23 protein-coding genes and 1 pseudogene are annotated in these 20,751 nt (G+C 46.6%); 9 read left to right on the forward strand and 15 right to left on the reverse strand.

Annotation, left to right across the window (positions count from 1 at the left end; translation table 11 throughout):
* Positions 1-145 precede the first annotated feature (145 nt).
* Positions 146-1,357, reverse strand: coding sequence for an EAL and HDOD domain-containing protein (locus BLU87_RS01155; protein ID WP_092344098.1), 1,212 nt, complete (start codon positions 1,355-1,357; stop codon positions 146-148).
* Between the two features lie 221 nt (positions 1,358-1,578).
* Here BLU87_RS01155 and BLU87_RS01160 point away from each other — a divergent pair, with 221 nt between their 5' ends.
* The 5 genes and pseudogenes from BLU87_RS01160 (at position 1,579) to BLU87_RS01185 (ending at position 6,409) form a co-directional block, all read left to right on the forward strand.
* Positions 1,579-1,893 carry a c(7)-type cytochrome triheme domain-containing protein gene (locus tag BLU87_RS01160; RefSeq protein WP_092344099.1) on the forward strand — a complete coding sequence of 105 codons (315 nt, stop codon included), beginning with the start codon at positions 1,579-1,581 and terminating at the stop codon, positions 1,891-1,893.
* Positions 1,894-2,031: 138 nt separating this feature from the next.
* The gene (locus tag BLU87_RS01165; RefSeq protein ID WP_092344100.1) at positions 2,032-2,271 is read left to right on the forward strand and encodes a DUF3820 family protein; all 240 of its coding nucleotides are present in this window, start codon (positions 2,032-2,034) and stop codon (positions 2,269-2,271) included.
* Complete coding sequence (locus BLU87_RS01170) at positions 2,271-3,230, forward strand: tRNA dihydrouridine synthase (protein WP_245706321.1); 960 nt, start codon at positions 2,271-2,273, stop codon at positions 3,228-3,230. Before BLU87_RS01165 ends, BLU87_RS01170 begins: the two co-directional genes overlap by 1 nt.
* Positions 3,231-3,533: 303 nt before the next feature.
* Positions 3,534-5,708, forward strand: a pseudogene (locus tag BLU87_RS01180) (ribonucleoside triphosphate reductase).
* Between the two features lie 11 nt (positions 5,709-5,719).
* Positions 5,720-6,409 (forward strand): anaerobic ribonucleoside-triphosphate reductase activating protein, encoded by a 690-nt coding sequence (locus BLU87_RS01185; protein ID WP_281242488.1) that lies wholly within the window; start codon positions 5,720-5,722, stop codon positions 6,407-6,409.
* Positions 6,410-6,483: 74 nt separating this feature from the next.
* On the opposite strand, the gene BLU87_RS01190 is transcribed toward BLU87_RS01185, so the two are convergent.
* Positions 6,484-6,738 (reverse strand): cytochrome c, encoded by a 255-nt coding sequence (locus BLU87_RS01190; protein WP_092344104.1) that lies wholly within the window; start codon positions 6,736-6,738, stop codon positions 6,484-6,486.
* Positions 6,739-6,799: 61 nt separating this feature from the next.
* On the reverse strand, positions 6,800-7,132 hold the full coding sequence (locus tag BLU87_RS01195) for a hypothetical protein (protein WP_092344105.1): 333 nt from the start codon (positions 7,130-7,132) through the stop codon (positions 6,800-6,802).
* A 203-nt stretch (positions 7,133-7,335) separates the two neighbouring features.
* On the opposite strand from BLU87_RS01195, the gene murI reads away from it, so the two are divergent.
* The 3 genes from murI to BLU87_RS01210 all read left to right on the forward strand — a co-directional run bounded on the left by murI (position 7,336) and on the right by BLU87_RS01210 (position 9,392).
* Entirely contained in the window at positions 7,336-8,130 is a 795-nt protein-coding gene (murI, locus tag BLU87_RS01200) for a glutamate racemase (protein WP_092344106.1), read from the forward strand.
* 16 nt (positions 8,131-8,146) lie between these two features.
* The gene (locus BLU87_RS01205) at positions 8,147-8,806 is read left to right on the forward strand and encodes a GerMN domain-containing protein (protein WP_092344107.1); all 660 of its coding nucleotides are present in this window, start codon (positions 8,147-8,149) and stop codon (positions 8,804-8,806) included.
* Positions 8,807-8,894: 88 nt separating this feature from the next.
* Positions 8,895-9,392 (forward strand): RomY N-terminal domain-containing regulatory protein, encoded by a 498-nt coding sequence (locus tag BLU87_RS01210; RefSeq protein ID WP_092344108.1) that lies wholly within the window; start codon positions 8,895-8,897, stop codon positions 9,390-9,392.
* 26 nt (positions 9,393-9,418) lie between these two features.
* Here BLU87_RS01210 and BLU87_RS01215 read toward each other — a convergent pair whose 3' ends face one another.
* From BLU87_RS01215 to BLU87_RS01235, 5 genes are read right to left on the reverse strand one after another with little or no spacing between them, the layout of a single operon-like run.
* Positions 9,419-10,534 (reverse strand): mechanosensitive ion channel family protein, encoded by a 1,116-nt coding sequence (locus BLU87_RS01215; RefSeq protein ID WP_092344109.1) that lies wholly within the window; start codon positions 10,532-10,534, stop codon positions 9,419-9,421.
* On the reverse strand, positions 10,500-11,054 hold the full coding sequence (locus BLU87_RS01220) for a thermonuclease family protein (protein ID WP_175498227.1): 555 nt from the start codon (positions 11,052-11,054) through the stop codon (positions 10,500-10,502). The genes BLU87_RS01215 and BLU87_RS01220 overlap by 35 nt, the downstream gene beginning before the upstream one ends.
* 21 nt (positions 11,055-11,075) lie before the next feature.
* Complete coding sequence (locus BLU87_RS01225; RefSeq protein WP_092344111.1) at positions 11,076-11,498, reverse strand: hypothetical protein; 423 nt, start codon at positions 11,496-11,498, stop codon at positions 11,076-11,078.
* 31 nt (positions 11,499-11,529) lie between these two features.
* The gene (gene larE / locus BLU87_RS01230) at positions 11,530-12,354 is read right to left on the reverse strand and encodes an ATP-dependent sacrificial sulfur transferase LarE (protein WP_092344112.1); all 825 of its coding nucleotides are present in this window, start codon (positions 12,352-12,354) and stop codon (positions 11,530-11,532) included.
* A 6-nt stretch (positions 12,355-12,360) separates the two neighbouring features.
* On the reverse strand, positions 12,361-12,837 hold the full coding sequence (locus tag BLU87_RS01235) for an RrF2 family transcriptional regulator (RefSeq protein ID WP_092344113.1): 477 nt from the start codon (positions 12,835-12,837) through the stop codon (positions 12,361-12,363).
* A gap of 205 nt (positions 12,838-13,042) precedes the next feature.
* On the opposite strand from BLU87_RS01235, the gene BLU87_RS01240 reads away from it, so the two are divergent.
* Complete coding sequence (locus tag BLU87_RS01240; protein WP_092344114.1) at positions 13,043-13,450, forward strand: acyl-CoA thioesterase; 408 nt, start codon at positions 13,043-13,045, stop codon at positions 13,448-13,450.
* Positions 13,451-13,483: 33 nt separating this feature from the next.
* Here the strand turns inward: BLU87_RS01240 and BLU87_RS01245 are convergent, their stop codons facing one another.
* The 7 genes from BLU87_RS01245 to hutW form a co-directional block, all read right to left on the reverse strand.
* Positions 13,484-14,311, reverse strand: coding sequence for a CvfB family protein (locus BLU87_RS01245; protein WP_092344115.1), 828 nt, complete (start codon positions 14,309-14,311; stop codon positions 13,484-13,486).
* Between the two features lie 26 nt (positions 14,312-14,337).
* Positions 14,338-15,501, reverse strand: a complete 1,164-nt coding sequence (locus BLU87_RS01250; protein ID WP_092344116.1) for an MFS transporter — start codon at positions 15,499-15,501, stop codon at positions 14,338-14,340.
* A 350-nt stretch (positions 15,502-15,851) separates the two neighbouring features.
* Complete coding sequence (locus tag BLU87_RS01255) at positions 15,852-16,364, reverse strand: flavodoxin family protein (protein WP_092344117.1); 513 nt, start codon at positions 16,362-16,364, stop codon at positions 15,852-15,854.
* A 31-nt stretch (positions 16,365-16,395) separates the two neighbouring features.
* A complete protein-coding gene (locus BLU87_RS01260) occupies positions 16,396-17,769 on the reverse strand; it encodes an ABC transporter ATP-binding protein (protein ID WP_092344118.1) in 1,374 nt (457 codons plus the stop codon).
* The gene (locus BLU87_RS01265; protein ID WP_092344119.1) at positions 17,766-18,590 is read right to left on the reverse strand and encodes an energy-coupling factor transporter transmembrane component T family protein; all 825 of its coding nucleotides are present in this window, start codon (positions 18,588-18,590) and stop codon (positions 17,766-17,768) included. Before BLU87_RS01265 ends, BLU87_RS01260 begins: the two co-directional genes overlap by 4 nt.
* Entirely contained in the window at positions 18,568-19,119 is a 552-nt protein-coding gene (locus tag BLU87_RS01270; protein WP_139167438.1) for an MptD family putative ECF transporter S component, read from the reverse strand. The genes BLU87_RS01265 and BLU87_RS01270 overlap by 23 nt, the downstream gene beginning before the upstream one ends.
* 52 nt (positions 19,120-19,171) lie before the next feature.
* Positions 19,172-20,665 carry a heme anaerobic degradation radical SAM methyltransferase ChuW/HutW gene (gene hutW, locus BLU87_RS01275; protein ID WP_092344121.1) on the reverse strand — a complete coding sequence of 498 codons (1,494 nt, stop codon included), beginning with the start codon at positions 20,663-20,665 and terminating at the stop codon, positions 19,172-19,174.
* Positions 20,666-20,751 lie beyond the last annotated feature (86 nt).

Consider the following 20,751-nt stretch of genomic DNA (forward strand, 5'->3'; position numbering starts at 1 on the left):
GGGAAAAGGCGTCAGTTTTACCTTGCCGCAAAGAGCCTGTCAATTCTTCTTTGTGTTTTGCCACAAATCAAATTCAGAATTGCCCTGTTATATAAAAGAGAGACCTGGTTGATGCTGTTTTATCTGGGAGTCTCTCTCCCCAATTTTACATTTTATAGATATCTTGAGCCCACTTAACGGCATCAAGGTAGGCGTTTGAGAGGAAGTCTTCTTGAACGCCGAGCTCCAATGTGAGCCTGGATATCTGCTCCCATTCCCCTTTTTCAGTTGCTATGACCAGCTCCAGAATCGAACCGAGCTTTCCTGGTGCTCCCGCCAAAGCCTCTTGAATATCTTCTTCTACAGTGATCTCGTGAAGGATTTCAGCCATGGGGCGCGACATGATGACATCGAGTAAGGAGAATAATCCCATCAGGAACAAGTCTGATTGCCGATCCCCGATTTTACACGTTTGCGCCAATTGTTCACAGAGTTTTGCCCTGATCAGAGAACTGACAACCAGTTCTGCGGGTTTGTCATCTGCCATGGAGGCGATGGATAATAATGAGACCCAGGAACGGATTTCCCGCAGACCAAGTAACGAGAGGGCTTGCAAGATTGAAGTGACTTTGTGGCGTAAGGCAAAAGCTGCGGAGTTGATCAATTTAAGCAGTTTATACGAGAGAGAGACTTCGCTCTGTATGGTTAGTGCCAGTTTTTTGAAGTCGACGTCCTCTGTATGAATATCTTTAAGGATGCGTAAAAACTGGATTTTATTGGTAGGGATGTCTTTGCGGGAGATGATCATTGGTCGGGCAAAGAAATATCCCTGAAATAATTGGTAACCCATTTCTTTGGCGTGCTCATAGACTTCGTAGGTTTCAACCTTTTCGGCTAGCATCTTAATGCCACGTGGAATCATCACTTTTGCCAGACGTTCCTGTTCAGCGACATCACTTAAGAGGAAGTCAACTTTGATGATATCTGCCAGTTCCAGCAGCGGTTCAAAGTTTTCGTGGTAGACGAAATCATCCAGAGCGAGAATGTATCCTTGTTTTTTTAACCGCTGGCAGGCTTGAATGATGTCGTCATTCGGTTCAACATCTTCGAGGACTTCGACAACGGCTTGATGACGTGGCAGTGTCGTCATCAGGTCATTAACCAGGACGGTGCTGGTGCAGTTGATGAATGCTCGGGTGCCACCCGTCATCTCAGTCAGGTCAAAGAGGAGGTTGCTGTTGGCAATAACGCTGGCAGCCGCAAGATCAGGGTCGTCACAGTCAAAATAATTGTGTAGCCCGGAGCGAAACAGCAGCTCATAGGCATAAACCCGACCTTTGGTGTCGAAAATGGGTTGTCTGGCGATAAAATGTTCCAAAGCAATTTCCTTTGTGTTTAAGCGTGTCTTTTGACCGAGACTGAAGATATGGTCCCTACCGAAAACATCAAGAGAACATGCTAACCTATTTTAATTTATTTTCATAATTTTTCCTGTTTTTTCCATCCTCGTATTGACGCTGAGAGCCGATTCCGATTAACATTCGTCATGTTATGCTAAATGGTACTTTGACGGCCTCTCTCACGAAAAGGATAAGTCCAATGAAAAAAATCACACTTCTACTGTCGGTATTAATTTTATGTGGCGTGACTGCTGCGATCGCTGTCCCCCCAGGTAAGACCCTCACTTTCGATAAATCTTCGCTGGGGCCCGTTACATTCTCTGGTACGGTTCACAAAGATGCTGGTTTTAGCTGTAAGGATTGTCACAACAAGCAGATGTTTCCAAAAATGAAGCAGGGGACTGTTGAGATCACAATGGACAAAATTTATGCGGGCGAACTTTGTGGTCAATGTCATAATGGTACCGTAGCCTTTGAGGCGAAAAAGAGCTGTAGCAGCTGTCACGTCAAGTAGTCGTGGCAAGTCCATTTTTTTAATGTGTTGACATAGACTTTGCTGCTTTAATGTCTCTGTAGCTCTCGGTAGATAGCCCTGTTTTCCGAGGGCTATTTTTTTGTTTTTTTATGACCCGATCAATTTTGGAGAGAAGCAATGCCTGAAGAGGTTTTTCCCGACCCACAACGATTGCGGAGTCTGGTGACAACACGCATGCCTTACGGAAAGCATGCTGGCAGATTGCTACTTGATCTCCCTGAGCCTTATGTCGTTTGGATGGTTACTCACCAGCTGCCGCAGGGTTTGTTGGGGGAGCAATTGCTGGAGATGTATGAAATTAAAGTCAATGGCTTAGAGGGGTTGTTGCGTCCAATGTTAACCCGGGAAAACCTTTGATGTCACTGCCCTGGTCTGCAGGCACCATTCCGCTGATGCTGGCGCCCATGCAAGGTCTCACCAATGATGTCTTGCGTGCCTTCTATATTGAACGTTACCATCCCGATGTTGTTTTTACTGAGTTTATGCGGGTCCACGCACAATCCAAACGGCGCATAGCCCGTGCGGATCTGGCCGAAATTGAAGCACACAACGCAGACATCCCTTTGGTGGTGCAACTCATTGGCAACACCGCTTTGGCTTTGGCTGATGCAGCCAGCCAAGTTCAGGATGCCGGTTGCCATCATTTGAATCTTAATCTCGGTTGTCCTTATGGACGGATGACAACCGGAGCTACCGGTGGTGAGTTGCTAAGAGAACCGACCATTCTGGCCGAATTATTAACCGCCCTGCGGCAGTCAATTCGGGGGAGTTTCTCGGTCAAGTGCCGCGCAGGTTACAGTGATCATCGACAGTTGTTTGATTTATTGTCTGTTTATGAAGATTGCGGTGTCGATTACCTGATCCTCCATCCACGGACGGTCATGCAACGGTATTCCGGTCTGGCTGACCATGATTTGACTGCTGAATTTGCCAGCCGAACAGATCTACCTGTTATTGCCAATGGGGATATTAATAGTGCGGCTATGGGGCAACGATTACTCCAACAGACGAATGTTGCAGGCTTGATGCTGGGGCGGGGAGCTCTAGCAGATCCGTCGCTATTTCAGCGCCTTCGTGGCGATTTGCCGGACCGGGTGAATGAAGCGCAGCGGCGAATAGAACTGGCCGAATTTCTGACCGATTTGCTGCCCCTCTATCTCGTTAAATTCTGCGGTGAACGTCAGGCGTTGATGAAGCTGAAAGATCTTCTCAATTTCATTCCTGATGATTGCTTGCAACGCGATCTGGGTAAGCTGAAACGTGCGATGACGGTTGCCAGATTTCAGTCTCTTCTTCAGCACCGATTTTCCGGATAACGCCCTTTCTGGTTTTTTTGTTCGGCCCTTTTCTCTGTTTGTTTGACCGTTTTTCAACCCAGCGAGGGGTTAAATAACTACTTTAAGGATGGGACAAAAAACCGCCGGAATTGCGCTATCTTCGTATTTTGACAAAGCCAATATTTCTCATCAATTACCCACATGTTGTGTTGTTTTAATGGAAAAGATACTAGATGTTGTTGTTTTAGCTTGGGGACGTTGTTGGACTTATGCTAGTCTCTTTGAGGTTAATCGCATTGATTCAGTGTCCATATTTTTTCCTGCAGTTGGCAGGGGGGTAAAATGATAGAGTTTATTCGTAAGCGTGATGGTCGTCTGGTTCCGTATGAAGAAAAGAAGATTTCACAGGCCATCATCAAAGCAGTACAAGCCGTCGGTGGAAACGATTTTGATAAGGCGACGGATATTACCCATCAAGTTGGTGGCATCCTCACCGTCATTTACAAAGATGGCCGGGTTCCGACGGTAGAAAATGTGCAGGATCTGGTGGAAAAGATTCTGATTGAGAACGGTCACGCGCAAACAGCTAAAACCTATATCCTTTATCGCAAACAACGTGAGAATCTACGGCAAACCCGTGAATTCATGCGCGAATCAATCGAATCTATCGATTCCTATCTCGTGCGTGAAGACTGGCGGGTTAACGAAAATGCCAATATGGGGTACTCGTTGCAGGGGCTTAATAACCATATTGCTGCAAATATAACCAGTAACTACTGGCTGAACAAAATATATCCCGATGATATTGCGAATGCCCACCGCGACGGCGAATACCATATCCACGATTTGGGGATGCTGTCAGTCTATTGTTGTGGTTGGGATTTAAAAGATCTCCTGCTCAAAGGCTTCACTGGAGCTTACGGAAAAGTGCAGAGCGCACCACCAAAACACTTTCGCACCGCTCTGGGACAGGCTGTCAATTTTTTCTATACTCTCCAGGGTGAAGCCGCCGGTGCCCAGGCATTCGCCAGTTTTGACACGCTGTTGGCCCCGTTTATTGCTTATGATCAATTAAGCTATGCCGAAGTTCTGCAATCAATGCAGGAATTTGTCTTCAATATGAACGTTCCGACTCGGGTTGGTTTCCAAACGCCATTCACCAACATCACTATGGATATGATGGTGCCATCTACGATGGCCCAGGAAGCTGTGGTGATCGGTGGAGAATTGCAGGATCGGTGTTACGGTGAGTTTCAGGCTGAGATGGATCTTTTGAATCGCGCTTTCTGCGAAGTGATGATGCAGGGTGATTCCTCCGGGCGGATTTTTTCTTTTCCGATTCCGACCTATAATATCACCAAAAATCTGGACTGGGAGAGCGATCGGTTACGACCAGTTTGGGAGATGACAGCAAAGTATGGCATCCCCTACTTCAGTAATTTTGTCAATTCGGATATGGATCCAGAAGACGCGCGCTCCATGTGTTGCCGTCTGCGCTTGGATAATCGTGAACTGCGGCGTCGTGGGGGTGGTTTGTTTGGTTCCAATCCCATGACCGGGTCAATTGGGGTGGTGACGATAAACTTGCCACGGGCAGCTTATCTTGCCAGTGACCAAGCCGATTTCTTTACTCGGATCAGCAAGTTGATGAAGTTGGCATTTCAATCACTGGAGATCAAGCGTAAGCAGCTGGAGCGTTTTACGGCTGAAGGTCTTTATCCCTACAGTAAATTTTATCTCTCCTCCATCCGTGAACGCAGTGGCAATTATTGGGATAACCATTTTTCAACAATTGGTCTGATTGGGATGCATGAAGCCTGTCTCAACCTCTTTGGGACCGGGATAGAAAGCCCTGAAGGGGAATCTCTATCCAAACAGACGCTTGAGTATATGCGCAAGCAACTTGAAGCGTTTCAGGAAGAAACGGGTCACCTTTACAACCTTGAAGCCACGCCAGCAGAAGGGACCAGTTTCCGTCTTGCCAATCGTGATCGACAGACGTTTCCTGATATTATTTGTGCTGGTGATGACGAACCTTATTATACCAATTCAACGCAATTGCCGGTCGGGATCACCGAAGATATTTATGAGGCTTTAAGCCATCAGGATGAGATGCAGACCCTGTATACCGGGGGGACTGTTTTTCACGGTTTTCTCGGAGAAAAACTGGAAGATTGGCGCAGCGCCAGAATCCTGGTGAAGCGCATTGCAGAAAACTTCCATCTCCCTTACTTCACTCTGAGCCCGACATTCACCATCTGTCCGGTGCATGGTTACATCTCTGGGGAGCATTTTTCCTGCCCTCATCTTCAAGATGAGCAGGCAGCGTAGATCGTTTAACAATAGAACTGAAATTCAGGAGGATTATGAATGGCAACCAAATGTGATGGTAAAACCGAAGTTTATTCACGTGTATGTGGATTTTTTAGACCTGTACAACAGTGGAATCGTGGTAAAAAGGAAGAGTTTAAGGATCGGTCTGAGTATGTTATCGCCACCAAGGAGAAAAAATCCTGAAATCATTTCAAATTAAAGGCTTTCAGGGGACCAGCCTCCTTGATTTTCCCGGTCGCGTTGCTTCCCTGGTTTTCACGGGGCATTGCAACTTGACTTGTCCTTTTTGCCACAATGCCGGTTTGGTCCTGGATCCTGATAGCTACCCGGATTATCCGCTTGATGAGTTGCTGGCAGACCTGCAAAAGCGTGAGGGATTTATCGATGGGGTTGTGATTTCGGGCGGAGAACCCACCATCGATGCTGGTCTGCCAGCATTTGTATCGCTGTTGAAGGAGCGAAACCTACAGGTTAAGCTCGATAGTAACGGCTTGGCTCCGGACGTTATCAGCGCTTTGTTGGAACAGCAACTGGTAGATTATTATGCGATTGACATCAAAACAAGTCTCAGTCGTTATAATGAGCTTCACACTAAGCCAGTGGCGGTTGAGGCGTTGCGTAAAACCGTTTCAATCCTTAAGCAGGCTGCGGCAGAGGTAGAGTTTCGGACCACCTGTATTCCCCATTTGGTCACAGCCTCTGAGATTGCTGCGATGGGAGAATTATTGCAAGGTGCACCACTCTGGGTTTTACAGCAGTATGTGCCGTTACATGCTATGAGTGAAGAGTGGCGAAAGCTGACTAGTTATCACCCCCAGCAGCTTTATGATCTCGCAGAGCAGGCGGGGAAATACGTTGATCAGGTTCAAGTCAGGGGTGTTTGACCGATATCACTGATGGAAATGAAATAAAAACGCCACGCTGCACTAGCGTGGCGTTTTTATTTTAGCCAGAGTCTCTACTGATGAATTTTGTGGCAAAATAAACAGCGGAACTTTGGTGGATGATCTTCTGAGAATGGCATATCGTCATCATTGTGACAATCTTCGCAGAATTTTTCCGCAGCTTTTTTCCCATCGTTTTTGACCATATCGTAAAACTTTAAATGGATGTCATCTTTAGGGACAGGTTGAGTTGTCTCTTCCGGAGCCATCAAGAGAAATATAATCAGAGCCAAGGCTCCCAGCAGCAGGAACATATCGCGTTTTTTCATGAAGATCTCCATTGAACGAGACCCAGCCTGATGGCTGAATAGTCCCAGGGGAAAATAAAGTTTATTCGGATTTTATAAAGACCAGATAGATGAACAAAGACATAGCCGCCGCACCTCCTCCAACAAGGATCCAGAGACCACCTCCGGCAATGCCTTCGACTCCCGTTCCTTTACCGACGGCTAAAGAGAGTACCAGGGCAAAACCGCCAATGCCAACGAGGAAACCCGCGATGGCTTTCCAACCAATCAGATAGGTAATGAGGATAATGGCAGCAAATCCTCCGAGAAACCAAGGGTTCGTGCTTAATTCGCCGACGTTCCAATCTTGCAGGCGCTGCATCACTTGATCCGTCCGGAAGTAGTCAAGATAATGCATGAAGTTGTCCCAGTTCATATTGTCTCCTCGAATGAATTTCAGAATATCTGACTTTAACAGCTTCTGAATGGACAGAATAGTAGCAAATTGCGCCATGTTGTGAAAGTGATAAAAGCCCGTAAATCTTGACTTTAGCAAGGAGCTTAACTAGGATAACTCACTTCCTTTACGGATAAATCCTCATAATTATTTTACGATAAAACAACGTGGGTGGAGTTTCTGTGCAGCATCGTGCAATCGGGGTATTTGATTCTGGAGTCGGCGGACTCACTGTTTTTAAAGAGATTGCCCGCCTGTTGCCAAAAGAAAATTTAATCTATCTTGGCGATACCGCCCGGGTTCCCTACGGGACTAAAAGTGTGGAAACTGTCCAGCGCTATGCGCTAGAGGCGGCTGAATTTTTGATAAATCGGGGTGTAAAGGTATTGGTCGTTGCCTGTAATACCGCTTCAGCCGTTGCCCTTCCTCAGTTGCGGCAACGCTTTCAGTTACCCGTTATTGGTGTTATTGAACCGGGGGCACGGCGAGCTGCAAGCAGTCAGAATCAACGCATCGGAGTGATTGGAACAGAGGGGACGATTAACAGTCGACGTTATCCTGAAGCGATTCATGCTTTGCTTCCTGATGCGCTGATCTCATCCATTGCCTGTCCACTCTTTGTCCCTTTGGCAGAAGAGGGTTGGGCCGAGCACGAAATCGCTCGCCTAACCGCGGTGGAGTATCTGCAGCCATTGATGACTGAAAATATCGACACGCTTGTCCTTGGTTGCACCCATTATCCGCTGCTGCGCAACACTTTACGACGTGTTCTCGGTGATGGTGTCAGTCTGGTTGATTCAGCGACAGAAACGGCAAAGTCAGTGCAGCAACTTATTCAGCAGAATGGCTTGGAGAATCCTGATAGCGGCGGACAGCACACGTTTTTTGTGACCGATGTGCCGACCCGTTTTGAAAAAGTCGGGCAGTCCTTTTTAGGGAAGAGTCTCGGGCGAATTGAGCAGGTCCAAATAGGTTGATGGGATTGGTGGGATTATGATGAAAAAAATGTTGCTTAATCTGCTTGGAATTTTGCTTTTTGGTGTCTTGATTGGCTATGGCGCCAGCTGGTTTTTTCAGCAAGGGCAGATGCAGGAAGAGAGTACTCGGGTGGTCATCACCAGAGATGTTCCTGTGCGTGAAATTCAACTGTATTTTGTTGCACCAACAGGTACTTTTCTCGTCCCTGAGTCTTTTGATATTTTGGCGTGTGACGATGATGTCGATTGTCTGCGGGAGCTTGTGAACGGGCTGATTAGCGGTTCCTCTCAGCAGAATCTGCCAGTGTTGCCGAAAGAAACTAAGGTTTTGGCCGTCGATCTGGAAAATGATCTGGTGCGGATAAACTTTTCTCGCCAACTTGTTGATTTTCATCCTGGTGGAAGTTTGACTGAACTGTTGTCAATTTATAGCCTCGCTAATAGCCTGAATGAAAATTTCCCCTACATTCGTCAGCTGCAAATTCTGGTCGAAGGTGAGGTGCTTCAAACCCTCAAAGGGCACGCTCGTATTGATCAGCCAATCTATGCGGATTACCGTTTCAGCAAGCCGCCCTTGTCGGGTCCACCTCCTGAATCACCGCAGCAACCGGGAGAGAGTCAGGACCTGAGTATAGAACAGTTGATACAAGACAATGAGTCTTCCGCGACTTATTGAGAAGGGTCGATTGTCATTATTCGGTCTCAGGTGTTGCGATGTCCATGTCACACCAAGTTAGGAACAGCCTTTAACGGGAGGAATTATCATGATAGTTGGGTTTAATCATAATATTACTTACCGAGATACCAGCTTCCATGTTCAGACAGAGGACGGCGGGATAAAACGGCCACAGCTAGTGACTTTGCTCTATCATGGTGGGACAATTATTGCCTCACAAAAGACAAGTTACGCAGATATTGTCAAAGTTGATAATCTTGATCATGTGGTTGAAGAGTTAGCAAAAGAGCAGCACAAAGGGATGTTGCGACGAGTCACCAAGGGGGAATTTGATGCACGTATTGTTGAATTTGGAATCCCTTTAGGAACTGCAACCGAGCAACCCCGGCAGACCCCGCCGCCACCAGTTTTGCAGCAGCGGGAAGAGGAAGCGAGAGAGGATTCTCTCCCCTCTGCCCCAGTCGAAGAACCGGTAACAATTGTTGAGGAACCTATTGTTGATAAGTTCAATCAACCTCAAGCTCAACATGAACCGAGTCTGGACGATTTGATCTATGCCTATCTGACGGCAGGACAAAAGCAGTAAGATTTCTCTTTCTTGAATTCAGTCGATTAGCTGTTCTCCGGTTGATTGGTCAGATTCTTGTCATGTAAATATAGGGTCTGACTCGGGAACGCAATTTCCAGTCCCATAGCCGCTAAGGTTTCCATAATTTTCAAACAAACATCCTCTCGTGCGTCAAGGTATTCACCCCAAACAGTGCTTGTTGTAAAGCAGTAAACCATGATGTCGAGGGAGGATGCGCCAAAATCGGTAAAGTTCACCAGGAAGAACTCTTGATGGATCGCCGGATGTTCCCGCAACATCTGTCGAATCGCAGAAACCGCCTGGCGCATTTGTGCGGGGGTCGTGTCATAAGTGACTCCGACCGTTAATTTAATGCGACGTTTGGGCATTTGACTGAAATTGTCAATCGACATATTCATCAGAACGCTATTGGGAATTGTAATCAAGGTTTTGGCGAAGGTTCGGATTCGGGTTGAACGAAAACCGATCTCTTCAACGGTCCCCTCGAGCTCATCTGCTTTAATCCAGTCACCGATGCTAAAAGGACGATCGAGGAGGATCATCAGGGAGCCAAAAATATTTGACAAGCTGTCTTTGGCTGCTAAAGCGACAGCGAGACCACCTAGGCCGAGTGATGCCAGTAGTCCCGAGATGGAGTATCCAAGGTTCTGGACTAAAAATAAAATGGCGAGAAAGACGATAAACACTCGTAACGTTTTGCGAATAAAAGGGACCAGTTGATCATCCAGGGTTGATTCAGTGCGTCCTGCCCAATGACTCAGCCAATGTTCGATTAATGCGACGACGTTGTAGCAGAACCAAGCAAGGTTAAACGTTAACAGGATTTGCAATATATTGCGGGCTATCAAGTCGAGATTAGTTGGTTGTTTTGGCAGTTGAAGGACTTCTATACTGACATAGATGCCAAGGATAATGACCAGAAATTCAATTGGCTTGTTGAGACTTTTAAGAAGGATATCATCAGCCTTGGATGCTGTTTTCTGGGTGAACTTGAAAATTGTTTTTGTGAAGAAGTGGGCAATAACCCGTTTCAGGGTAAAAGCAATAAACAAGACAATAAACACGATAATAAAGTGGACCAAGCTAATGCCCATTATGGTTTCATCAATAAGTTGTTGTAGGTAGGAGAGGGTGTCCATCGCTATTTTGACTCCAGAAGTTGAATAGTGAAAATTTTTGCGGGGAGCTTTTTTTCCAAACGCCGCGTTGTTTGTTCTGTGCTCTTTTTTCTATGGTTAAAAAGTCTTTTTTGTGTTGAAACGGGTCGCGGCGAAAGACGGTTGCTAGCCCTCTTTCCAACAGGATCCGGTTCAACATGCGTCCATCAGGTAGATAGACATAGGCTAAGAAACGGTTGTATTTATCTTTTTGATTGCCGTCAAATACCAGTCGGACTGTTTGACCCTTAACCTTGGCCATTAAATATTTTTTAGCTTGTTGCGCAATCCTGCGAAGTTGATTGGCTTCAATATTGAAATTCTTCTTATAAAAGTGATCACGCGATGATGCTTTGTACTCTGGCGCGTCGATGCCAAGCAGACGCACCTTGCCAATATTCTCAACCTTGAGAGTGTCACCATCATAAACCCATATAACTTTACCCGTTAGTTCTGCGGCTGAAGCTGATGATATTAGCAGAAAAAGCATGATCAGCAGCAAAAAGAAGTTTCGCTGCATGGATTAACGCCCCCAAAGGAGACGGGCAAAGAAACCGGTAAAAACTCCCCAGACCATATTGGCTAAAATAATGAGCAATGGCGTCAATATGCCGAGATTAATTCCGGCCACCCCTTGGTAATAAACATAGGGGTAAAGATAGAAGATCGCCGTCAATGACATAATGGCAGAAAACCAGATCCCTTTACGCACCCAGTAACGGCGATGGCGCGGGATGCCAACGGTAAAGAAATAACCCAGCCCCCATAACCCACCGATGAATATCTGTGGATATAGCTTTTTGATGTCTATGCTCTGAACTAGATTCACCCCGATGAAACGGGTGATTCCTAACTCATTGCAGCCCCAGAGGAAAAGACAGCTGGCGAGGGCTCCCAGCAACCCTGCAACAAAACAGACGGCAAGCAATGCGCTACTTTTGGGCATAGTTCCTCCTGAATCAGTGACACGACCCTCTTCACGATTTTAATGTGTTTGTTGCAGGCAGAACTTCATTCATACTGCCGCTACGATACCCCTGTAAATCAAGAGTGACATAATCAAAGCCATTGTCTTTGAATGTTTTGAGCAGTTTATCGCGAAGGGTGCTATCCAATAATCTGGAAATCTCGTCGGCACCAACTTCAATTCGGGCGAGTTGATCGTGACAGCGTACCCGATAAGCAGAAAATCCTTGTAACCGGAGCCATTCCTCGCATTTATCAACCTGTTGTAGTTGTTTAATGGTGATCGAGGTTCCATAGGGAAAGCGGGTAGCGAGGCAAGCAAAGGGCTGTTTGTTCCACGTTGACAGGTGCAACCTCCGACTTAATACTCTGATCTCGTCTTTGCCCAGTTTGGCCTCAAGCAGAGGGGAGCGAATGCCGAGCGTGGTGACAGCTTTCCGGCCCGGACGGAAATCATTTTGATCGTCAAGGTTTGAACCATCCAGCAATATATCTGTTGAACTGGTTATTTGTAAAAAAAGGTTGAGCATATTTTGTTTACAGTAGTAACAGCGCTGCGGGCTATTCTCGACAAAATCAGGCAGCTGGATTTCACCGCTTTCGATGAAATGTTGCCGGACGCCGAATTCTCTGGCAAGTTGCTCGCTTTGATCGAGCTCATAGCTGGGAAAAATTGGGGACCTTGCGGTCAGGGCAAGGACCTGGTCGACTCCAAGGGTGTCACAGGCAACTTTCAACAGGAGGGTTGAATCAACCCCCCCTGAAAATGCAATCACGACAGATTTAAACTCTGACAGGAGTTTTTGTAACTGAAGGTATTTCTGCTCAAGGCTCATGATGCATCAGATGAAATACATAAAGCGGTGGTCCAATTCTTTTTCAAGTCCCATCTCCTGACCTTGCTCACAGAGATCTTTTAACGTGATAGAGTCAAAATAGTCTCCCAGAATGCGACTTCCTTCAATCCAGATATGCTGGGTGAGGCACTGGTTGTCAAACTCGCAGGTGGGAGGGGCTTCACCCTCTTTGCGACGGCCTTTGATACAGTTGACAAGTAACAATTCACCTTCAGCGGCGAGAACAATCTCTTTGACCGTGATTTCTTCTGCGGGGCGGGTCAAACTGTAGCCCCCTTGGGGACCTCGGCGACTTTTTAATAACCCGGCTTTTTTCAGGTCTTGAAAGATTTGCTCAAGATAGCGGGGAGAGATATTCTGCCGCCGGGAAATATCTTTGATTTGTGCTGGTAAGGTGCCCGCGTGAAAGGCCATGTCAAACATGGCACGAACGCCATAACGACTTTTAGTTGAAAGTTTCATCAGTTCTTCTCCATATCAGGTTGTGTTTATCAATATAAGAATGTCTACTTATACTGTCAAGAATAAAGAACACTTTTTAATGGGAGATTTAATCGTAAAAACTCATGCAGACGTGATTGTTGAAATGTGATTTGATGTTGTGACTGGAGCTCAATCATAGATCTTCTATGACCACTTAAAAATTATTGATATAGCGGAGAGAGTGATGCGGGAATATCCCTTTCAACAGGAATTTCAAGTTCGGGATTATGAGTGTGATATGCAGGGACACGTTAATCATGCGGTGTATCTGAATTACTTGGAGCATTGTCGCCATGAATTTATCAAGAAACTTGGTCTGGATTATTCAGAACTGGTCAGACGGGGTATCTCTCTGGTGATTATCCGGGCAGAAGTGGATTATAAATATTCATTGCGAAGCGGTCAGCATTTTGTTGTTGGTGTCATTCTGGAGAGGGTTTCCCCCCTGCGCTACCGTTTTATTCAGGATGTCTATCTGTTGCCAGAGAAAAAACTGGTTTTGCGAGCCCGAGTCACCGGGACCGGAGTCAGTGCCACCGGTCGGCCGCAGTTGCCGCAGGAGATCAGCGCTGCCTTGGATAAAGTATCCTGACAGCGCAGTCTCGGATGCAGAGTTAGCAGAGGGTTATTTCTCCAGCACTTTTATGCCTCGATCTGTTAGCTCAATTAAACCATCTTTGTAGAGTCCTCCAACCGCCTTTTTAAATACTTTTTTGCTTAAGCCAAGCTGGTTGCGGATCAGTTCTGGCGGGCTCTGGTCATGGAGTGGCAAGAAACCGTCAACGCTAAGGGCCTCCAGAATGACAGTTCTGGCATCTTGAATCCCGGCAAGTCCGGGCCGGCGGAGAGTGACATCAATTCTATTGTCGGCACGGATGCGCAGCACGTACCCTGTGTGTAACTCCCCCCGTTTTAATCCGTTGGGAACTTCATCTTTATAGAGCAACGCCTCATAATCATTGTTGACGATGACTTTAGCTCCCAGATCAGTGAAAGCCCAGACCAGAATTTCGATCTCGTCCCCTTCGCTGAGGTCACGATTTTCTTTAACCAAAAATCGTTCCAATCGGCTTGAGGCGATGGGTCGATTCTCATGATCATGAAATATGTGGACTAGGTAGCGCCTCCCCTCGACCATTTTCTGTGCTTGTTCACTATAAGGGGCGAGCAGGTCTTTTTCGACTCCCCAGTCGAGAAAAGCACCATGCGGACCAGTGCTCTGAACCGTCAGAAGGGCAAAGTCACCAACCTGAGCCAGAGGCATCTGAGTGGTTAATTTTTGTTCGTTGTTACGATCGAGATAGAGAAACACCTCCACCGTCTCTCCCACGTTGATTGCATCTGGACATTCACGGCGGGGGAGAAACAGTTGTTCTTCATGGGATTCGAGCCAAGCCCCTTTAGGGTCCATACTCTTGATCTTTAGTTCATAGCGGTAACCAGGTAATAACATTGTTTATAAACTTTCTTTGCTGGTAATTATTGATGCGTTTTGGCTGGCAGTCGAATTCTGCTGATACAGATATAACCCACACAGCAAGCCAGTGCCAAGGTGATAAGGAAACCATTCCAACCATAATGCCTGTAAATGATCCCCGGGGCAAACGAACCAATACTCCCTCCGGCATAATAAAAGGCGACATACAAGCCGTTAGTCATGCCGCGAAACTGGCTGCCCGCAAGTTGGTTCACCAATCCTGAAGCCGTAGAGTGAACCAGAAACATGGCACCGCAAAAAAGGAACATCATTCCAAACAGAATCCAGACACTGTTGGTCGCCAGTCCAAGCAAGGTTAAGAAGAGGCAGATGAAACCGACCCGTAGCGTCGCTGTCTCACTTTTAATCCAGGCAACAAATTTGGGTGCCCCCAGAGAAGTCACAATACCCATCATGTAGCCGGAATACATCAAGCCAATCTTGAGTTCATTAGCCTGATCACTTAATTCTGTAAGGCGAAAGGGGAGGAAATTCATCACCGCGGCGAAAATCAGAAACAGACAGAAGACACCGAGATAGACTGATAAAAACGCCGGTTTCTTCAGAATTTCCAAAAGTGCCTTTGGCTTCGGACGGGAAGGTCTCAAGCCTGCAATTTCAGGCAATTTGAACAGCGTCAAAAAGCCAAAGCAGAGGGTGATGGCCAACGCCAGGAAGCTGAAGCGCCAGCCAAATAAGTTGGCGATTAAGCCCGAAGTGGCGCGACCAATGAAGCCGCCAAAAATGGTTGCTGCAACATAGAGCGCCATCACACGCTGAATCGTGTCGGCTGAAGAGCGTCCAGAAAGATAGGTCATTAACGAAGTCAAAATGGCTGGAACCAATAACCCTTGAACCACTCGGATAATGATTAGGATAGAAAAACTGGAAGTCCCGGCAAAGAAAAGTTCGGTGATCACGAGGAGAGGGACTGCAATTTTAAGCACCCGGATCGGAGAGACAGTTTCCAGGATGTAGCCATAAACAAGCGGGGCCAGAGCCAGAGGGATAAAAGTTACAGTTGTCAGAGCCGCTGCCGCTTCTCTACTGATTCCGAATTCAAGGCTCAGAACAGGTAATAATGGTTGTGGTGCATAGAGAACTGAAAGAACCAGAATTGTGTTAAAGATAATCGGCAGTATCTCTGAATATTTTCGCAGCGGCATTTTGATTGTCCAAGGTTGGGTAGTGGTGAGAATGCTTTTACTGAAAAAGATGATGATATATCTATACCTAAATAACAGTTGGTTGTGAAGGAATAATACTGTTTTGCCCCCACAGGGGAGGGCAAAATGGGTTAAAGGAAAGAGGGCAAAAGGTCTTGATAAAAAGGGGATATTTTCCGTGCCAGTATTGCTGTTCTGTTGCTTTTGAATAGTGTAAGATATTGAATATATTTGATAAAAGTATATTGATGGTGTTTATGCTTTTCTCTTCACCAAGTATCCCTTGATGTTTAACTGCACATAAAACACCACCATTTTTCTTAACTTTTACGGGAAATAATTTTTTCGTTTTATAGTGTCGAGTTCGCTTTCTCCAATGTGGCAACGGCCCAATTTGAGGCATTGTGACAATCACTCATATCGGGATGGGTCGACGCATCCTGCCAGCGTTTTCTCCGCTCCGCATTGGGGGCGTGTGGATGATTATCGGGCAGTTCACACATCCATTTGATCAAGGCAGGGTCAATTGCTCCCTGACAAAGAAAATGGTCGATAATCTGGCAATCAGGAACCAGCATCGCTGCTTTTTTCAGGCTGTCCTGAGCATGCTGGGAGTCTGGGTCGGCTCCCAAGGTGCCAAACAGGGCAATGTGAGTGGATTTGATTGTTTGCATGTACTCTTTAGCCTTTGCATCTGCTGTCCCTTTGTCGACCCAGAAGCCCATAAAAATCAAGTCATATTCCGTCGGTTCTGGAGCATTCTCAACATTGTATAACTCCGCGTCTGGTAGTTCTTTATAGATAGCTTCGGCAATCTTGCGTGTATTTCCGGTCTTGCTGGAAACGATTATTGATACTTTCATGGGTCGCCTCATTTTGATGGTTGATTAGGTTTTACAGGTTCCAGACGTAGTCGCAGCAATTATTTATAAATTCATGGTCGTGAGTAATTAACGCAATGGCGGCACCTCGTTTGGCTTCAGTTTTGACATGCTGACCAACAATTTCCATGTTGTATCCATCGAGTCCACTCGTTGGCTCATCTAAAATCAAGACATCAGGTCTTTTTTGTAAGGCACAGGCAATCACCAGTCTTTGTCTCTGCCCTCCCGACAGTGATTGTGGGTGTCGTTGCTGGAGACCGGTAAGTTGAAATTGTTCCAGAGTCGTGTCGATGTCTGTAGGGTTTAATCCTTTTCCAACGGTGCTTTGCAACTCTTCAGTAACGCTCCGCATGTAGAGCTGAAGTTCGGTGTTTTGCAGGACCAGGCCACTTTGTTGGAGCCGCTTTTTTGAGGGAAGATCTTTGCCGTGGATGGATATTTTCCCGCGTGACGGTTTTTCAAGTCCCATTGCTATCCGCGCTAATGTGGTTTTGCCACGACCATTTTTTCCGCAAATTGCAACGACTTTTCCTTGAGGAAAACCACCATTGAAATTGTTGAATAATGGCGACTGTCCATTATAAGCAAAAGAGAGGGAATCAAAATAGAGCCCACTGGGGCGCGACATTTGTCCAACAGTTAATGGCGGTACTGACAATGTGGCCTGCTTGGTTGAGCGCAAACCAAAATCTTGGCGCAATCCTTCTAAATCGCTAAATTGACGAGTTTCTGTAATTGTCCCACCTTGCATCAGGTAACATCGATCGATGAGAGCACGTAGCCAGTAAAGGCGGTGGTCAAAGATGACAATGGTCATCCCTTCCTGTTTCAGGGTAGTAAGAATAGAAAGGAGTTCGCCGGTCGAGTGGATATCAAGATTGGCCGTCGGTTCATCGAGCATCAAAATTTGCGGTTTAAGTGCCAGTATAGATGCTAACGCAACCTTTTGTTTTTCCCCTTCAGACAAGGTGAATAACGAACTGTCCAGCTTATGTTCTAACCCCAATTGCGCCACGATGGGATCAAGGACCCTGTCTATTTCTTCAGAAGTGCAACCGCGCCATTCAAGAGCCGTCCGTAACTCATCGGCAACGGTTGTTGATAAGAACTGCTGTTCTGGATCCTGAAACAGGGAACCGACAAGACGGGTCAGATCGTGAAAGCTGTGTTGACTGGATCCGGCGATATGGACTTTCCCGTTTAATGAGCCGCTGAAATAGGTTGGGATCAGTCCGTTTATTAGCCGCCCCAAGGTCGATTTTCCGCAGCCACTTCGTCCGGTAATCAGAATGGCCTCACCTTGTTTTACCTGGAGGTTTACATTTTTTAGTGCCGCGTCGGGTTGAAATGGATAATTATAATTGACATTCTCAAGGCGAATCATTGTTGTCCGCTTTCCATGTGTCCCTGTGTTTGAGGTTTGTTGATGGAACTCATCATCCCAGATTCAACTTCGTAACCGGGAATATTCCAGGCAACAACCAAGGCAAGCATCGCTGCCACAAAGAAGGTTGAATCACACCAGCGTAGTCGCGCTTTTTCGGTCTTTAACCCTTCACCATAGCCCACCCGTTTAAGTTCCGCCGCGATGGCGAGTTCGTCAGCGAGACGCAAGGCACGAATGACCATTGGGACGACTAGTAACCTTAGGGTGCGATTGGGGTGAGAAATGAGAGCCAACAGGTTCAGTGAAATGCCGCGGATTAAGAGGCAGTCACGCAATTGTTTCATATCGTTGATGAATCCGGGGATAAATCGGAGAGCTACCATGACGGGTAAATAGATGAGTCTGGGGAGACGCATTTTTTTTAGCGCGATCAGCGCTCCCCCGATCTCCATCGACAGGGCCACAGTGAGTGCCATATTAATGAGTGGCCACATGCGCAAAAAAGGGATAATTGTCTGCAACACAGTTTGTTCTTTCATCGCGGGCACAAACAGACCGAGCAGCATAGTGAATCCTTGTGACAGCATCCAGGTGATAACAAGAATCAGATAGATGATGCCCATCAAGCGATATTTCCCGAGGCTGAACAGACAAATTGTTGAGAGGACACCCAAAAAAGCGAGTCCAACTGGGTTTTTAAGGAAAATCAATGATAGCGAAAGGACAAACATGGTGAGCACCTTGATGCGAATATCCAGTTTGCCCATCCATTGAGAAAAGGGTTTAGGATTAGATTTAGCGCCGGATAAAGCCAGCATGACGAAACTCCTTAACGAATTTAATTCCTGTTCCCAAACCTATAAGGCAGCCAATGTAGCCAACGCCGACAATCCCTAATGCCACAAAAAATAGAGCCATATTCTCGCGCATAAACAGCCAGCTCATTCCCATTGATATGACTCTGGATGCAAGGTCGTAGAAGGCAACACCAAGGATAATTGCTGCGGTGTTGCGATATCCTCCAACCAGAAAGGCCAGCGTCTCGGCAAAGATTGCTGCCAGTAGATAGCCTGGAAGAATCATGATTCCGCTGCCCATAAGCATCATCATAATAATGGCTTGTTGCAGGACATAGAGGACCAGTACGCCAGCGCGGGGAACCTTGTGGATAAGGACAACGAGCATGGCCGTCGCGACAATGTTTTTGAGTAGCAGTGTCGCTGGGTTCATCCCTCCGCCAACCAAAGAGACGGTCAAGGTTACTATTTTGATGAGCGCAGCAAAGGTGCCGATAAGGACGAGCTCTTCAGTGCTCCAGGTAAATAATGATTTTAGTTTCGTTTTCACCTTCATTGTTACCCCTAGCAGATACCATCGAAGCAGTTATCACATTTGTTGGTTATTTGGCACACAGGATCTCCTTCAAGCTCACATCTATAAGATATTGTAAGTTGACAACCCAAAATTCACCCGCTTCGGTCAGTTCAGCCTTTCCAGATGGTTTGAGGCAGAGTAGTCCTGCTGCTTCCCAGTGCTCTATCATTGGCAGTAGGTCACTACAGAGGGGGTGTTCTGCCGCTTCTTCTAATTTTGTAATGTCAAGATATTGTTGTTCCAGTTGGTCAATTGCGATCAGTGTTATGGGATAATGTGGTGGCATAGTGACACCCATCGCCAATGGTTTTTCCCCGAGTTTGATGGCATCTTGATAGCGGTTAATATCGCTTTGCTGATAAAAGCTGACTGCTCCCCACCGGCCTCCGGCACCACTGCCTAAGGGCAAACAATTGTCCCCCCGTTTATTTCCACTGTTATAGCGATTACGTTCACGCAAGTCGCGACTCCAATGGGCAATTGAGAGGCGCGTAAACCCTGCGTCAAGCATGGTTTGGTTCCCCTTAGAGAAGAGGTTGGCCCGCTGTTGCAGATTTGCCATCGGCGGCAGCTTATCTTTGATTGCCATGAGTGGAGTTGAAGGGATGATATTGATTTGATAGAGATCCAATCCGTGAATCTGGGTGTTGTTAATGGCACTGTTTATATCCTGTAACCATTCCGTTTCAGTTTGTCCGGGCAACCCATAAATTAAATCAATAATGACCGCAGCCTGAAACGGTTCCGCCAGTTCTGCTATCCGGTTTAGGCGCTCAATGACCTCTTCTCGTGGTTGTTTACGACCAACTTGTTGCCGGATTTGAGTATTGAATGATTGCACTCCGAAGGAGAATCGATTCACTCCACCATCGAGGACTGTCTGCACTTTATGGTCGTTAAATCCGTAGAGTCGACCTTCTAGGGTGATCTCGCAATCGGCAGTGAGCGGGACCTCTTTGTGTAGCGTCTCTAAGAGGTGCTTTAAGTTTTCGGCACTAAGATCCGTAGGGGTCCCACCACCAAAATAAACCGCCTGTAACTGCTGCCCAGCACTCTTTAATAATTGTCCTGATCGAGCAATATCCAAAGCCAGTGCATTGACATAGCTGTCCATAACGGCAGGGATGGAAGATTCGGCATAAAACCCACAGAAATGACAACGGCTACAGCAGAAAGGGATGTGAATGTACGCCATTCCCGGTCGGTTTTGAGGCGTTTGCATGATCTCTTGCTGTAGGGTTTCTTGCAGGTTGCCTTCACGTTTTGTCCCACCCATCATAGCAGCGTGAACGGCATACTTGCGTGCAAACGCTTGTGTTAGGGGGGAGTCGGAAACTTTAGGTTGAGGACATTTTGTTGCTGACCCTTGATCGTTATGGGTGTGTTTTTTTACGAAATGACTGTCGATTTGCCCAAGATTTAGTTGTGCGGCTTTAGCTTCCAGTTTGACCCGAAGTTTATCGCCAATAAAAGCCGGTGTCTTATCAAGAAGTTGTTCGGCTTTGCTGGTCCAATTCATTTAAACACCTGTCAACGTTTGTCTGCCACCCTAGGAAATAGTTAGCGGCTACTTCTTCGGGTGGCAGAACGATTCTTGTTCATGGA

This window comes from Desulfuromusa kysingii, from assembly GCF_900107645.1.
Classification (GTDB): domain Bacteria; phylum Desulfobacterota; class Desulfuromonadia; order Desulfuromonadales; family Geopsychrobacteraceae; genus Desulfuromusa; species Desulfuromusa kysingii.